Genomic DNA, 15,283 nt, shown 5'->3' on the forward strand with positions numbered 1-15,283 from the left:
CTCAACGGGGGGCGCCCCAACCAGAGGGGAAGGCAATGACTCTCAACGTCAAGGAACGCCGGAACAAGACGGGCACCGTGCTCGTCGCCACCGGCGAGATCAACAGCGAGACATCCGGAGCGCTGCTCCAGGCCCTGCTGCCGCTGGTCCGCGAGGGCAAGCCGCTGCGCATCGACCTCACCGCGGTCGGCTACGTCTCCAGCGCGGGCCTGCGCACCCTGCTCGTCGTGTACCGCGAGGCGCAGCACGCCGGTGTCGCCGTCACCCTCTACGGGGTGAGCGAGGAAGTCCGGTTCGTCATGTCGGCGACCGGCTTCCTCGACTTCTTCGAGACAGGCCAGGCGGCGGCCGCGGCCGCCAAGACCAAGGCCAAGGCCGCGCGATGAGCGAGACCCGGTCCGAGCAGGTGCTGCGCGTGGACGCGTACCCGACCCACGAGGTGGGCGGGTACCGCGTCCGCGCCGGCAAACCGTTCCCCTTCGGGGCCAATGTGGTCCCCGGCGGGGTCAGCTTCTCCGTCTTCTCCGACCAGGCCACCTCCATGACCCTGGTCATCTACAAGCGCGGAGAGCCCGAGCCGATGGCCGAGCTGCAGTTCCCCGAGGAATTCCGCACCGGCAGCGTCTTCGCCATGACGGTCTTCGGCCTCGACCACGAGAACATCGAGTACGGGTACCGGGCCGACGGCCCCTACGACCCGGTCAGCGGCCACCGCTTCGACGCCCGGCAGGTCCTGTCCGACCCGTACGCCCGGCTGATCGCCGGCCGCGACGTGTGGGGCGTGGAGCCGGACTACAGCCGCGGCTACCAGTACCGCTCCCGCGTGTGCCTCCAGGACTTCGACTGGGGCGACGACACCCCGCTGGGCATACCCGCCGAGGACCTCGTCGTCTACGAGACCCACGTGCGCGGCTTCACCCGGCACCCCTCCTCGGGGGTCACCGCCCCCGGCACCTTCGCGGGGCTGCGCGAGAAGATCCCGTACCTGAAGGAACTCGGCGTCAACTGCGTCGAACTGCTGCCGGTGTTCGAGTTCGACGAGAGCGACAACCCGCGCTCCAATCCGGAGACCGGCGAGAAGCTCTTCGACTACTGGGGCTACAACACCGTCTCGTTCTTCGCGCCGAAGGCCGGCTACGCGGCCACCGGGCGGTACGGGATGCAGGGGGACGAGTTCCGCACCCTGATCAAGGACCTGCACGCGGCGGGCATCGAGGTCATCCTCGACGTCGTCTTCAACCACACCGCGGAGGGCAACGAGCAGGGGCCGACGATCTCCTTCAAGGGACTCGACAACTCCACGTACTACATGCTCACGCCGGAGGGGTACTACTTCAACTTCAGCGGCACGGGCAACACCGTCAACTGCAACCACCCGGTCGTGCGCAACTACGTGCTCGACTGCCTGCGCCACTGGGTCGCCGACTACCACATCGACGGCTTCCGCTTCGACCTCGCAGCCATCCTCGGCCGGGCCCTGGACGGTACCCCGCTGCCCAACCCGCCGCTGCTGGAGCTGCTCGCCTACGACCCGGTCCTGCGGCACACCAAGCTCATCGCCGAGGCCTGGGACGCGGGCGGGCTCTACGAGGTCGGCAACTTCCCGGCGTACGGCCGCTGGGCGGAGTGGAACGGGAAGTACCGCGACACCGTGCGCCGCTGGCTCAAGGGCGACCCGGGCGTCACCGGCGACCTGGCCACCCGCATCGCCGGCTCGCCCGACCTCTACTCCAGCCGCGGCACCGCCGCCTCGGTCAACTTCCTGACCGCACACGACGGTTTCACCCTCGCCGACCTGGTCTCGTACAACGACAAGCACAACGAGGCCAACGGCGAGGACAACAACGACGGCGCCAACGACAACAACAGCTGGAACTGCGGCGCCGAGGGGCCGACCGACGATCCCGGGATCAACGCGCTGCGGACCCGGCAGATGAAGAACGCCCTCGCCATCCTCTTCACCAGCCAGGGCATCCCGATGCTGCTGGCCGGGGACGAGGTCGCCAGGACGCAGCAGGGCAACAACAACACGTACTGCCAGGACAACGAGCTCTCCTGGTTCGACTGGGACCAGGTCGACGACAACGCCGAACTGCTGCGGTTCACGCGGGAGATGATCGCCTTCCGCAAGCACCACCGCGAGCTGCGCTCCACCGCCCACCCCACCGGCCAGGTCCGCGAGAACCTCGGCCTGCCGGACATCAGCTGGCACGGGGAGCGGGCCTGGCAGCCCGACTGGTCGGACGAGAGCCGGCTGCTGGCCGTGGCCCGCTGCGGCACCGGCGACGACGATGTGGTGTACGTGGCCATGAACACGCACTGGGAGTCGCACGACCTGGAACTGCCCGCCCTCCCCGGCGGCCGCAGCTGGCACCTGTTCGCCGACACGGGAGCCGAGGCCCCGTACGACATCCGCACCCCGGGCGCCGAACAGGAGCTGGACAACGCCGGGAAGTACCTGATCGGCCCGCGCTCGGTCGTGATCCTGGTGGGCCGGACCAACGACCCCGAGCGCCTCGACACGCCCTGACCGAAGGAGACCTGACATGCCGCTTTCCGTGTCCCTGAGCATCGAGGGCGACACCACCGTGATCGAGCTGACGGGCGAACTGGACGCCAAGACCGCGCCGGAGTTCCACCAGACCATCGAGAAGGCCGCCGGCCACGGCACCCACACCGTCGAGATCAGGATGGCGGGCGTCGGCTACATGGCCAGCGCCGGACTGCGCTCCCTGGTCTTCGCCCAGCAGAAGGTCGCGAACCACGTCACCATCAAGGTGGTCGGTGCCATCGAGCCCGTCTCCCGGACCATCCGGACGGCCGGGCTCGACCGCAGCATCGTCCTCTCCGATGAGTGACCACCGTGACTGACATGGTCGAACTGGCGAGGACGTCCTGCGTACTGGAGGTGCCCGCCACGGTGGGGGCACTGGGCGACATCGCCGCGTTCGTCCTGCGGCTGGCCGGGCGGGCGGGCCTGGACAAGGGCTCCGCCTACCGGCTCCGGCTGGCCGTGGACGAACTGGCCACGAACATCGTGATGCACGGGTACCGGGGCGGCGACGGGCGGATCACCGTCCGCGGCCGCTCCGGCCCGGGCCGCGTACGGATCACCATCGAAGACGCCGCACCCGCCTTCGACCCCGTCGCCGGCCGCCTTCCACCCGCCCCGGGGGTTCCCCCGCAGGACCGGCGGATCGGCGGCCTCGGCATCCACCTGGCCCTGACCAGCGTGGACGAGTTCAGATACGTGCACAGGGACGGCCGCAACATCAGCACACTGACTGTGAAGGCTGAGGGGACGGACCCATGCCCTCCACGACCGTGATCATCCTCGACGAGTACCCGCCACCGCCGCCCGAGCTGTTCGCGGCGCTGCGGACCATGGACGCGGAACTCGTCACCCGCACGCTGGCGGAGCTCCGGGACGGCCCGCAGGAGCTGCTGCCCGTCGCGGACGTCCTGCTCGCCCCGGCCGAGACCGACGGGGAGTCCGTACGGATGGCCGTACGCCGGCTGCGCCGCTGGGCCGGGGCCCCCATCGTCGTCGTGTGGACGGTGACCGAGTTCACCGCCCTGGAGGAACACGTCCGGATCGGGCACGACTACCTCGTACCGCCCTTCCTGCCCGCCCTCGTCGGGGCCCGGCTGCACAGCTGCTCGGAGCGCGCCGGACTCGGCCGCACCCTGCGCGAAGCCGACGCCCGCGCCGAACTCATGGGATACGAGAAGGAACTGGAGATCGGCCGGGAGATCCAGGCCGGGTTCCTGCCCGAGTCGCTGCCGGTCCCCGAAGGATGGGAGATCGACGTCCGGTTCCGGCCGGCCCGGCAGGTCGCCGGGGACTTCTACGACGTCTTCGAGATCTCCCGCGGCCGCCGGCTCGCCCTCGTCGTCGCCGACGTCTGCGACAAGGGGGTGGGCGCGGCGCTCTTCATGGCCCTCATCCGCTCGCTGCTGCGGCACACCGCCGAGAACAGCGGCCTGCAGCACCTGGTCGCCGCCGGACGCACGGGCGGCAGCAGACGCATTCCGGTGGTCGGCGCCACCCCGCTGCTCAACGCGGTCACCGCCACCAACGGCTACCTCACCCGCAACCACCTGCGACAGGGCTACTTCGCCACCCTCTTCTTCGGGGTGCTGGACCCGGTCACCGGCAGCCTCGTCTACATCAACGGCGGCCACAACCCGCCCCTCCTGCTGCCCGCCGACGGCAGCCCGCCCGTCGCCCTCGAGGTCACCGGGCCCGCCGTCGGGGTGCTGCCCGACTGCGTCTACACCCTCGGCTACGCCCAGCTGAACCCCGGCGACACGCTCTTCGTGTTCACCGACGGGGTCCCCGAGGCCCGCTGCCCGAACGGCAGCTTCCTCGGTGACGAACGGATGCTGGAACTGCTCGCCGGCACCCCGGCGAGCGGCAAGGACGTGGTCGACCGGATGGACCTGGCGGTGCGCGAGCACACCGGCACCGCCGAACAGCACGACGACGTCACCATGCTGGCCCTGCACCGGCCACGCGCGGCGCGGGGGCCGCACGTGGACGGCGCCGCCCACCAGGTGGTGGCCTAGGTGGCGCGCACCATCGTGGTGCACTCGCACCGCGGCGGCACCGGGAAGTCCTCGGTACTGGCGAACCTCGCGCTACTCCTCGCGGCCGAGGGGCGCCGGGTGGGGGTGGTGGACACCGACATCCAGTCACCCACCCTGGACCTGCTGTTCCGGCTCGGGCCGGGCGCCTCGCTGGCGGACTACCTGCTCGGCCGCTGCGAGATCGAGACAGCGGCCCAGCAAGTGGGCGACGGCTCCCTGCTGAAAGGGGGGCTGTACGTCGTCCCGGCCCGGACCGGCACCGCCGCCCTCCGCGAGATCATGGCCAGCGGGTACGACGTGGGGCTGCTCCCGGAGGGCTTCGACCGGCTGGCCCGGCACTACGCCCTCGACGTGCTGCTGCTCGACACCCACGCCGGGCTCAACAACGAGTCGGTGACCGCCATGGCGAGCGCCGACGTACTGATGATCATGGTTCGGGCCGACCGGATCGACCTCTCCGGGGTCGAGGAGACCATCGCCCTCGCGGGGCGGCTGGCCTGCCGGCGGACCCTGGTGCTGAGCATGGCACCCGTGGGCATCGACCGGGACGAGGCCCGGCGGCGCACCGAGGAGGTCTACGGCGCTCCACTGGCCGGAATCCTTCCGTACTCACCGGAAATGGCGGCGCTGTACGGAGAGCGCATTTTCGCAGAAGCCCATCCCGACCATCCCCTGGTCGGTGAATTCCGCACCATCATCTCGGCGTTGGACGCACGTGACGAAGTATCGCGTGCCTGACGCCGCCCCCTTACGCCCCCCAGGAGGGGCCGTGTTGAATCGGCAGCGAATCCAGAACAAGGAGAGAATCATGAAGATTCTCGTCGTCATGACGGCCAAGGCCACGCTCCATCTGCTGGACGGCGAACAGCACCCCTCGGGATTCTGGGCCGAGGAATTCGTCGTTCCTTATCAGCTGTTCAAGGCCGCCGGCCACACCGTGGACGTGGCGACGATCGGGGGCCGGGCGCCGACCGTCGACCGGACGAGCATCGACCCCCAGTTCCTCCAGTGGGTCCGCCCCGAGGGCTCCCCGGACGATGACGCGGCGAACGCGGCCGAATACGTCCGCGTCATCGAGAACACCCCGCAGCTGGGGTCGCCCCTCGCCCTCGAGTCCCTGACCGAGAAGGACATCGCCGACTACGACGGCGTGTACGTCAGCGGCGGCCACGGCGCCATCGGCGACCTGCCCAAGTCCGACGAACTCGCGCAGATCCTGCGCTGGGTCATCGCCCAGGACAAGCCGCTCGCCACCGTGTGCCACGGCCACACCTCCCTGCTCGCCCTGCGCGACGCAGAAGGCCGCTGGCCCTTCGAGGGCTATCGGATGACGGCCTTCTCGCACGCCGAGGAGCTCGTCACCAACATGGCCGGCCGGCTCCCGCTGATCCTCGAGGTCGAGCTCACCCGGCTCGGCGCCCGCTACGAGAAGGCCGAGGCGATCTGGGACTCGCACGTGGTCGTGGACCGCAAGCTGACCACCGGCCAGAACCCGTACTCCTCCAAAGCCCTCGCGGAGACGTTCTTAACGCAGCTCGCGAAGGGCTAGTTCCGCCCCCGCATCCGACACCGGAAGGCAGCCATGACCAAGCGCGCGCTCAGCGACCAGCCCTTGGCCAACCCCGGGAAGCTGTTCATCGGCGGCACATGGGTCTCCGCCCAGGACGGCCGTACCGAGCCGGACATCAGCCCCGTCGACGGCCAGGAGATCGTGCCGGTGGCCCAGGCCACCGCGGCCGACGCGGACGCGGCCGTCGCCGCGGCCCGCAAGGCCTACGAAGAAGGTCCGTGGAGCAGACTCTCCGCGCAGGAGCGTGCGCTGCGGCTGAACCGGGTCGGTGAGCTCATCGAGCGCGACCTGGAAGAGATCGCCATGCTGGAGACCGTGGACATGGGCAAGCCGTTCGCCTTCTCCAGCACGGTCGACGCCCCCATGGCCGCACAGCTCATGCACTACTACGCCGGCGCGGTGACCCGCGTCGACGGCTCCTCGCGGGCCCCGGCCGGCGGACAGCTGGCCTACACCCTGCGCGAACCGCTGGGCGTGGTCTGCGCCATCACCCCGTTCAACTTCCCGCTGCTGCTGTCGATGACGAAGATCGCACCGGCGCTGGCGGCCGGGAACACGGTCGTCCACAAGCCCTCCCCGGCGACCCCGCTCACCGCCCTGAAGATCGCCGAGCTGTTCCAGGAGGCGGAGATCCCGGACGGCGTGCTGAACGTCATCACCGGCCCCGGCGTGGAACTGGGGGAGACCCTCACCGACCACCCGGACATCGACAAGATCGCCTTCACGGGATCCACCTCCGTGGGCCAGTCCATCATCCGCAAGGCGGCCGGCACCCTGAAGAAGGTGACGATGGAACTCGGCGGCAAGTCCGCCAACATCGTCTTCGCCGACGCCGACCTCGACGCGGCCGAGGAACTCGCCTTCTTCGGCATCTACTACAACAAGGGCGAGATCTGCACCGCCGGCTCCCGCCTGCTCCTGCACCGGCCCATCCACGACGAGATGGTCGAACGCCTGGTCCGCCGGGCCGCCGCCCTCAAGCCGGGCGACCCGCGGGACCCGGCCACGCTGTTCGGGCCGCTGGCCCACCGCGGCCAGTTCGACAAGGTCAGCTCCTACATCGAGATCGGCGAGAAGGAAGGCGCGATGCTGCGCACCGGCGGCACCGGGTGGACCCCCGAGGGCGCCTCGAGCCAGGGCCTGTACTTCCTGCCGACCGTCTTCACCGGCGTCGACAACGGCATGCGGATCGCCCAGGAGGAGATCTTCGGCCCGGTCCTGTCGATCATCCCCTTCGACACCGAGGAGGACGCCGTGCGCATCGCCAACGACAGCGCGTACGGCCTCGCCGCCGGTGTCCACACCAAGGACCTGCGGCGCGCCCACCGGGTCGCCTCCCAGATCAAGGCGGGCACGGTCTGGGTCAACTGCTACAACCAGTACGACCCCTCCGTGCCCTACGGCGGCTACAAGGCCTCCGGTTACGGCCGCGAGTGCGGACCGGAATCCCTGGAGAGCTACACCCAGACCAAGTCGGTCTGGATCGGCATGGACTGACCCCTGCTCGGAACCGGCACCGGAAACTGAGGAGCGTCAATGCGGACAGGCATCATCGGCACCGGGCGGATCGGTACGGTCCTCGCACGGATCCTCGTGGCGGCGGGCCACGAGGTCGTGCTCGCGGGCGCCCGGGGCCCGCACGCCCTCGGCCCGCTCGTGGCCGAGCTGGGACCGGCGGCCTCGGCGGCGCACCCCGCCAAGGCCGCCGGACAGGCCGAACTCCTGGTGCTGATGGTGCCGTTCGACAGCGTGCGGGGGCTCCTGCCGCCGCACGTGGTGCAGGACAAGGTGCTGGTGGACGCCACGAACGCGTTCACCGGAACCGCCGGCGCCCCCGCGAACCTCGGCGGGCGCGGCTCCAGCGACCTGGTCGCCGAGTGGTATCCCGGCGCCCAGGTCGTGAAATCCCTGAACACCATGCACTTCGAAACCCTCGCCGTCGCCGGTACTGCATCCGGTGAGCGCCTGGCGCATTACACGGCCGGCGACGACGGGAAATCGAAGGAAATCGTCGCGGGAATCATCACGGATCTCGGATTCGCACCCGTGGACACCGGCCCGCTGCACTCCGGGGGAATTCTCCAGCAGCCCGGCGGGCCCCTCTTCAACCGGCCGCTCACGGAAGCGCAGGCGCTGGCATGGATATCACACTGAACGTGAACGGAAGACCCGAGCAGTTCTCGGCGCAGCCGAACGAACTGCTCGTGGAACGGCTCCGCGACGGCCTCGGACTGACCGGCACCAAGGTCGGCTGCGACACCGGCCAGTGCGGCTCCTGCGTCGTCCGGCTCGACGGCCGGTCCGTCAAGAGCTGCCTGGTCCTCACCGCGTCCGCCGCCGGATCCGACGTGGCCACCATCGAGGGCGTCACCGTCCCCGGCGGGGAACTGACCGGCCTGCAGGAGGCGCTGCGCCAGGAGCACGGCACCCAGTGCGGGTTCTGCACCCCGGGCATGGTCATGGCCCTCGGCGAGCTCGTCGACACCACCGCCGGCGGCGAGGCCCCCACCGAACCCGAGATCCGCGAGTGGCTCACCGGCAACCTCTGCCGCTGCACCGGCTACCACAGCGTCGTACGCGGGGTGCAGCGCGCCTGCGCCGCCGCCCGCGCCGAAGCGCCCGCCGCGCTCGCCGAAACGCCCGCCGGCACCTCCGCGCCCAGCGCTGTCGGACAGGAGGCGTGAGGGACATGACCACAGTGACGGGGGAGGCCTCCCTCCCCGGCAACGGCGTCCTCGGACAGCCGCTGGACAGCCGCGAGGACCCGCAGCTGCTGCGCGGCGAGGCCACGTACGTCGCGGACATCGACCTGCCCCGCACCGCCCACATGGCGATCCTCGGCAGCCCGGTGGCCCACGCGAAGATCCTGTCCATCGCGACCAAGGCGGCCGAGCAGCTGCCCGGAGTGCTGAAGGTGGCCACGGCGGCCGACTTCACCGACGTCATGCCGCTGCCCTGCATCTGGATACCGGGCGGGGTCGAGAGCCACTTCCCGCCCCACCCCTACGGACTTCCCGGCGCCCGCCCGGTCCTGACCGGCGACACCGTCCGCCACGTCGGCGACCCCATCGCCGTGGTCGTCGCCGAGACCCCGCGGCAGGCCGCCGCGGCGCTGGCCGCCATCCACGTCGAGTACGAGCCGCTGCCCGTGGTCACCCGGGCCGACGAGGCCCTCGCAGACGGCGCGCCCCAGCTCCACGAGGCCGTCCCGGGCAACCTGAACGCGTACTGGACCTGCGGCGACAAGGACCGCACCGACGCGGCCATCGCCGAGGCCGAGGTCACCGTCGAGCTCGACCTGGTCAACCAGCGCACCATCAACAGCCCCATCGAGCCCCGCGGCGCGGTCGGCGACTACAACGCGGCGACCGGCGAGTACACGCTCTACGCCTCCACCCAGGGCCCGCACAACCACCGCTTCCTGCTCTCCGCGCTGGTCCTCGGCATCCCCTTCAACAAGCTCCGGGTGATCGCCCCGACCGTCGGCGGCAGCTTCGGCACCAAGGGCTACCTCTACCCCGACATGCCGCTGGTCCTGCTGATGTCCAAGGCGCTGGGGCGCCCCGTGAAGTGGGTGGACACCCGCACCGGGCTGATGAACTCCACCGTCCAGGGCCGCGACCACCGCCAGCACGTCACCCTGGCCGGTACCCGCGACGGCCGCATCACCGCCGTGCGCTGCACCAGCCACGCCAACCTCGGCGCCTACCCGTCGACGATCGGCCCCGGAGTGGCCACCGCCCTCATGGGCCGCTCCATCAGCGGGATGTACGACATCGACGCCGCCTTCTGCGAGGTCTACGCCGTCTTCACCAACACCGTCCCGCTCGGTGCCCAGCGCGGCAGCGGGCGCGCCGAGGCGGCCTTCCTGATGGAGCGGCTCGTCGACCGGTACGCCTGCGAGATCGGCATGGACCCGGCGGACGTGCGCCGAAAGAACCTGGTGCCGAAGGAGAAGTTCCCGTACGACAACGGTCTCGGCTGGACCTACGACTCCGGGAACTACCAGCTGAACTTCGACCGGGCGATCGAGCTGTCGGGTTACGCCGGCATGGCCGCCCGCAAGGCCGAGGCCCGCACCCGCGGCAAGCGGCTCGGCGTCGGCCTGGCCACCTACGTGGCGATCTGCGGAGTCGGCCCCTCCACCCGGATGTCCCAGGAGGGCATGCTCGGCGGCACCTGGGAGAGCGCCAACATCCGCGTCCACCCGACCGGCGAGGTCACCGTCACCGTCGGCTCCGCCTCCACCGGCCAGAGCCACGGCACCGTCTTCGCCCAGGTCGCCGCCGACGAGCTCGGCATCGACCCCGCCCAGGTCCAGGTCCACGAGGGCGACACCCTCAAGGCCCCCTACGGCCAGGGCACCTACGGCTCCCGCTCCTACAGCATGGCCGCGCCCGCCGTGGCGCTCACCGCCCGGAAGATCAAGAGCAAGCTGGTCAAGGCCGGCGCCGTCTTCCTGGGCGTCCCCGAGGACAAGGTCGTCTACGCGGGCGGCAAGGTCCACGAAGAGGGCAACGAGGCCAACGCCAAGACCTTCGCCGAGCTGGCGATGGCCATGTGGTACGGCTGGGGCCTGCCCCCGGAGATCGAGCCCGCGCTCGACGAGACCACCCACTTCGACCCGCCGGACTTCAACTACCCCTTCGGGACGCACGTCGCGGTCGTCGAGGTCGACGAACTGACCGGCGAGACCGAGGTGGTGTCCTACACGGCCGTCGACGACGCCGGCCACATCGGCAACCCCAAGGTCGTCCTCGGGCAGATCGAGGGCAGCATCGTGCACGGCCTCGGCCAGGCCCTCATGGAGGCCGCCGAGTACGACGGGAACGGGCTGCTCATCAGCTCCGACCTGGGCCACTACGCCCTGCCGCGCGCGGCGGACGTGCCGTTCTTCGACCTCGACAAGACGGTCACGCCCAGCCCGCACAACCCGCTCGGCGCCAAGGGCGCGGGCGAGATCGCCACCGTCCCGCCCGCCGCGGCCGTGGTCAACGCCGTCGTCGACGCCCTGTCCGACCTGGGCGTCCGGCACATCGACATGCCCCTCACCCCCGAGAAGGTCTGGCGCCGCCTGAGAGGGGAAGCCCAGTGATCCTCACCGAGTTCGACTACGTCCGGCCCGTCGGCCTCGAAGAGGCGCTGACCCTGCTGGCCGGGACGCCCGGAGCCCGGGTACTGGCCGGGGGCCAGAGCCTGCTGCCCGACCTGCGCGCCGGGGCCGACCGGGCCCGGCTGCTGGTCGACATCCGCCGGCTCGAGGAGCTGCGGGGGACCGCCCGCGGCCCCGGGGGGCTGCGGATCGGGGCCCTCACCACCCTGGCCGAGCTCTCCGCGGACCCGCTGGTCCGCGCCGGGGCACCCGAGCTGGCCGCCGCGGCCCGCGCCAACGGCGACCCCCAGGTCCGCAACCTCGGCACCGTCGGCGGCAACCTCGCCGCCGGCGGACGGGCCACCGACCTGCCGGTGGCCGCCATCGCCGCCGGCGCCCTGGTCGAACTGGCCGGCCCCGGCGGACCGTCGACCGTACCCGCCGAGGAGTTCGCGGCCTCCGGCGCACCCGCGGGCACGGTCGTCACCGCGCTGCTGGTGTCCGAAGGCGGGCGGGCCGGCGCCTTCGAGAAGACGGCCGACCGGGCCACCCGCTACCCGGTGTGCGCCACCGCCGTACGGATCACAGCCGACGGGCCGCGCATCGCCGTCACCGGCGCCACCGCCCGCCCGCTGCGCCTGCGCGGAGTCGAAGACAGGCTGCGCGCAGGTCCGTACACCACGGACGCCGTCCTCGCGGCCTTCCGCGCCGAGCCCCGGGAGCTGTTCGTCCCCGGGCGCGGCACCTCGGCCGAGTACCTCGGCCACCTCGCGGGGGTGCTCACGGCCCGCGCGCTGGCAAGGGCCCAGGCCCTCGCCTGACCCGCACATCACGGGCCCTCTCAGGGGCCCATCACGGGGGAGTTGAACAAGCAGTGGCCGACACATCGAAGACGACCACGGGGGTCGGCGTGCACCCAGCCGCACCAGCGGCCGGCGCACCCAGAGGCTCCGGCTTCTGGGTGGTGGGCGCGGTCCTCGTCCTGCTGATGCTCTCCTCCTCCGTGCCCTCCGCCCTGTACGTGCTCTACCAGGAGAAGTGGGGGCTGTCCTCCGGCGTGATCACGGTGGTGTTCGCGCTGTACGCGGTCACCGTGCTCGCCGGGCTCCTGCTGTTCGGGTCGCTGTCCGACACCCTCGGCCGGCGGCCGGTCCTGGCCGCCGGGCTGGTCCTGGCGATCGTCTCGATGGCACTGTTCGCCGGGGCCCAGGGGCTGGGGCTGCTGCTCGCCGCCCGCGCCGTGCAGGGCCTGGCCGTGGGCCTGGCCACCGGAGCGATGGGCGCGGCCCTGCTGGAGCTCAGCCCCGCCTCCCGGCCCGCGCTCGGCGCCCAGGTCAACAGCGCCGGGCCCACCGTGGGCATCGGGCTCGGCGGGATCGGGGCCGGCCTCCTCGTCCAGTACGCCCCCGCGCCGACCGTCCTGAGCTACCTGCTGCTGATCGGGGCCTTCGCCGTGACCCTGGTGGGCGTGGCCCGGATGCGGGAGAGCGCACCGGGGGCGGGGGGCCGCTTCCGGGTGGTCCCGCACCGGATCCACGTGCCGGCCGGCTCCCGCGGCACGTTCGCCGTCCTGATCCTGACCATCGTCGCGGTCTGGTCGGTGGGCGGCTTCTACCTCTCCCTCGGCCCGCACCTGGCGCTCTCGCTCCTGGAGTCCGCCAACTACCTCGTCGGCGGCGGCACGGTCGCGCTGCTCGCGGGCGCGGCCACCGCGGCCCAGCTGATGCTGGGCGGCGCCGGGGCCCTGCGCACCGCCGTGCTCGGGCTGTGCGGTCTGCTCGCCGGGCTCGGCCTGGTGCTGCTCGCCCTGGGCGTCGGCTCGGCCGCCGTGTTCCTGGTGGCCACCGCGGTGCTCGGCAGCGGCTGGGGCGCCGCGTTCCTCGGCTCCTTCCGCGCGCTGAGCGGCCTCGCCGACCCGGCCCGCCGCGGCGAACTGACCGCCGCCGTCTACGTGTTCGCGTACCTGGCGATGAGCGTGCCGGCGGTCCTCGCCGGGATGCTCACCAACGTCCACGGCCTGCACCGCACCTCCGTCGGCTTCATGGCGGCCGTCGCCGCGGTGTGCGCGCTGGCCCTGGTGGCCACCGTGCGGCTGGCCGCCCGTACCCGGACCGAGGGGAGCTCCGCGTGAACGCCGCGGACACCGACCGGGCGGAGCTGAGGTCCGCCCTGCGCGGGCTGGAGATCTTCGCCGGGATCACCGAGGAACAGCTGGACTGGCTGGTGTCGGTCTCCGAGCCCCGGGTCCTCGCCGAGGGGGAGGTCCTCTTCCGCGACGGGGAGGAGGCGACCGGGTTCCACGTCCTGCTCTCGGGCGGGCTGGTCGTCACCAAGGTGGTCGACGGACGGGAGGAGGTGCTCACCCGGCACTCCACCGAGGAGGAGAGCGCCGCCGCCGAGGACCACGACGGCAAACCGTCCGCCGCCCACCGGTTCACCGGTGAGCTGCCCCTGCTGACCGACGGCGCCTACGTGGCCACCGCGGCCGCGAGCGGGCCGTCGACCACCGTCGTGGCGTATACGAAGCCGGTGTTCTTCGAGATGCTCACCCGCTGCCACGGGGTGGCCGCCGTCCTGATCCCCGTGCTGGCCTGGCGGATCAAGTCCTCCGAGGTGCAGGCCCGCAAACGGGCCACCGTGGAGGCGCTCGGCACCCTGGCCGCCGGCCTCGCCCACGAGCTGAACAACCCGGCGGCCGCCGTGGCCCGGGCGGCGCAGGAACTGGCCCCCGCCCTGGACCGGCTCACCCGCACCGCCCAGGCCTGGGGCGCCGCCGCCACCGGCGCGGAGCGCTCCGCCCTCGACCGGCTGACGGACGAACTGGACAAGCTGCCGCCGCCGGTGACCACCGACCCGCTCGCCCAGGCCGACGCCGAGGAGGAGATCACCGACTGGGCCGAGGAGGCGGGCACGGAGCGGCCCGGCCTGCTCGGTTCGGGCGTCTCGGACCTCGGCCTGGAGCTGGGCTGGCTGCTGGATCGGCTGCAGGGGGTGGGGGAGTCGTCCCTTCCGGTCGCACTCGACCACCTGGCGGCCCTCCTGGAGGTCCGCTCGCTCGCCGCGGAGCTGCGGGCGGCCGGTCCGCGGATCTCCCAACTGGTCTCCGCCACCCGGGATTACGCCAATCTCGACCGCGCCCCCGAGCAGCGTTTCCAGGTCACCGACGGACTGGAGAACACGCTGGTCGTGCTGCGTGCCAAGCTCGCCGGCATCAGCATCGTGCGGGCGTACGAATCCGGTCTGCCCGAACTGACGGGCTATCCGAGCGAGTTGAACCAGGTGTGGACCAACCTGGTCGACAACGCGGCCGAGGCCATGGAGGGCTCGGGAACCCTCACCCTGCGCGCCCGGGCCGAGGGCGTCTGCATGGTCGTGGAGATCACCGACACCGGACGCGGCATCCCGGAGGAATCCCTGCCGCGGATCTTCGAACCCTTCTACACCACCAAGGACGTGGGCAAGGGCACGGGCCTGGGGCTGCACCTCAGCTACCGCATCGTGACCCAGCGCCACCGCGGGTCCCTCACGGCCCGTTCGCGTCCGGGCGAGACCCGGATGGTGGTCCGGCTGCCCTTCGCCGGCAACACGCAGTCCTGCGCCCCACCTGCCGCACCACCCGACGTACCCACCTCCACCAGCTGAACGAACGGAGTCGACATGGCCAAGTACGACATCTCCACGCTGCACCCGGTGTTCGTGCGCCAGATGGAAGCCCTGGCCGCCCTGGACATCGAGGCGGTCATGAAGAACTACACCGACGACGCGGTGCTGTTGCGCTTCGAAGGCGTCTCGGTGGGCATCGACGCCGTGCGCGAGACGTTCACGGGCTATCTCACCGTGAAGCCCACCCTGGTGGAACTCCAGGAGTACATCGAGACGGACGACACCATCTTCTACCGGGCGATCATGAACCTCAACGGCGAACCGGAGCACGCGTTCGGGACACTTGTGGTTCGCGATGGCCGGATCTGGCGGCAGACGGCCGGGTTCGGCGGCTGATCGCAGAAATCTGGGTAGCGTGTGCGGGGAGG

General features: G+C 71.4%; 15 protein-coding genes. All 15 read left to right on the forward strand.

Annotation, left to right across the window (positions count from 1 at the left end; all coding sequences use genetic code 11):
- The first annotated feature begins 35 nt into the window (after positions 1-35).
- Positions 36-386, forward strand: a complete 351-nt coding sequence (locus AB0D44_RS17330) for an STAS domain-containing protein (protein ID WP_362591089.1) — start codon at positions 36-38, stop codon at positions 384-386.
- Positions 383-2,530 (forward strand): glycogen debranching protein GlgX, encoded by a 2,148-nt coding sequence (glgX, locus tag AB0D44_RS17335; RefSeq protein ID WP_362591092.1) that lies wholly within the window; start codon positions 383-385, stop codon positions 2,528-2,530. Before AB0D44_RS17330 ends, glgX begins: the two co-directional genes overlap by 4 nt.
- 16 nt (positions 2,531-2,546) lie before the next feature.
- On the forward strand, positions 2,547-2,858 hold the full coding sequence (locus AB0D44_RS17340; protein WP_362591095.1) for an STAS domain-containing protein: 312 nt from the start codon (positions 2,547-2,549) through the stop codon (positions 2,856-2,858).
- Positions 2,855-3,328 carry an anti-sigma regulatory factor gene (locus AB0D44_RS17345; protein ID WP_362591097.1) on the forward strand — a complete coding sequence of 158 codons (474 nt, stop codon included), beginning with the start codon at positions 2,855-2,857 and terminating at the stop codon, positions 3,326-3,328. The genes AB0D44_RS17340 and AB0D44_RS17345 overlap by 4 nt, the downstream gene beginning before the upstream one ends.
- Positions 3,310-4,569: a PP2C family protein-serine/threonine phosphatase gene (locus tag AB0D44_RS17350; protein WP_362591100.1), complete on the forward strand. Its 1,260-nt coding sequence runs from the start codon at positions 3,310-3,312 to the stop codon at positions 4,567-4,569. Before AB0D44_RS17345 ends, AB0D44_RS17350 begins: the two co-directional genes overlap by 19 nt.
- Positions 4,570-5,328 (forward strand): MinD/ParA family protein, encoded by a 759-nt coding sequence (locus AB0D44_RS17355; protein WP_362591103.1) that lies wholly within the window; start codon positions 4,570-4,572, stop codon positions 5,326-5,328.
- Positions 5,329-5,398: 70 nt separating this feature from the next.
- Positions 5,399-6,139: a type 1 glutamine amidotransferase domain-containing protein gene (locus tag AB0D44_RS17360; RefSeq protein ID WP_362591106.1), complete on the forward strand. Its 741-nt coding sequence runs from the start codon at positions 5,399-5,401 to the stop codon at positions 6,137-6,139.
- A 33-nt stretch (positions 6,140-6,172) separates the two neighbouring features.
- The gene (locus AB0D44_RS17365; RefSeq protein WP_362591109.1) at positions 6,173-7,657 is read left to right on the forward strand and encodes an aldehyde dehydrogenase family protein; all 1,485 of its coding nucleotides are present in this window, start codon (positions 6,173-6,175) and stop codon (positions 7,655-7,657) included.
- Between the two features lie 39 nt (positions 7,658-7,696).
- Complete coding sequence (locus AB0D44_RS17370) at positions 7,697-8,314, forward strand: NAD(P)-binding domain-containing protein (protein WP_362591112.1); 618 nt, start codon at positions 7,697-7,699, stop codon at positions 8,312-8,314.
- Complete coding sequence (locus tag AB0D44_RS17375) at positions 8,299-8,844, forward strand: (2Fe-2S)-binding protein (protein ID WP_362591115.1); 546 nt, start codon at positions 8,299-8,301, stop codon at positions 8,842-8,844. The genes AB0D44_RS17370 and AB0D44_RS17375 overlap by 16 nt, the downstream gene beginning before the upstream one ends.
- A 5-nt stretch (positions 8,845-8,849) precedes the next feature.
- The gene (locus AB0D44_RS17380; RefSeq protein WP_362591118.1) at positions 8,850-11,255 is read left to right on the forward strand and encodes a xanthine dehydrogenase family protein molybdopterin-binding subunit; all 2,406 of its coding nucleotides are present in this window, start codon (positions 8,850-8,852) and stop codon (positions 11,253-11,255) included.
- Positions 11,252-12,073 carry an FAD binding domain-containing protein gene (locus AB0D44_RS17385; RefSeq protein WP_362591121.1) on the forward strand — a complete coding sequence of 274 codons (822 nt, stop codon included), beginning with the start codon at positions 11,252-11,254 and terminating at the stop codon, positions 12,071-12,073. Before AB0D44_RS17380 ends, AB0D44_RS17385 begins: the two co-directional genes overlap by 4 nt.
- A gap of 53 nt (positions 12,074-12,126) precedes the next feature.
- Positions 12,127-13,383 (forward strand): MFS transporter, encoded by a 1,257-nt coding sequence (locus tag AB0D44_RS17390; RefSeq protein WP_362591124.1) that lies wholly within the window; start codon positions 12,127-12,129, stop codon positions 13,381-13,383.
- Complete coding sequence (locus tag AB0D44_RS17395) at positions 13,380-14,894, forward strand: ATP-binding protein (RefSeq protein WP_362591127.1); 1,515 nt, start codon at positions 13,380-13,382, stop codon at positions 14,892-14,894. Before AB0D44_RS17390 ends, AB0D44_RS17395 begins: the two co-directional genes overlap by 4 nt.
- Positions 14,895-14,909: 15 nt before the next feature.
- Positions 14,910-15,251, forward strand: a complete 342-nt coding sequence (locus AB0D44_RS17400; RefSeq protein WP_362591130.1) for a nuclear transport factor 2 family protein — start codon at positions 14,910-14,912, stop codon at positions 15,249-15,251.
- Positions 15,252-15,283: the final 32 nt, after the last annotated feature.

The organism is Streptomyces sp. NPDC048349 (assembly GCF_040651925.1).
Classification (GTDB): domain Bacteria; phylum Actinomycetota; class Actinomycetes; order Streptomycetales; family Streptomycetaceae; genus Streptomyces.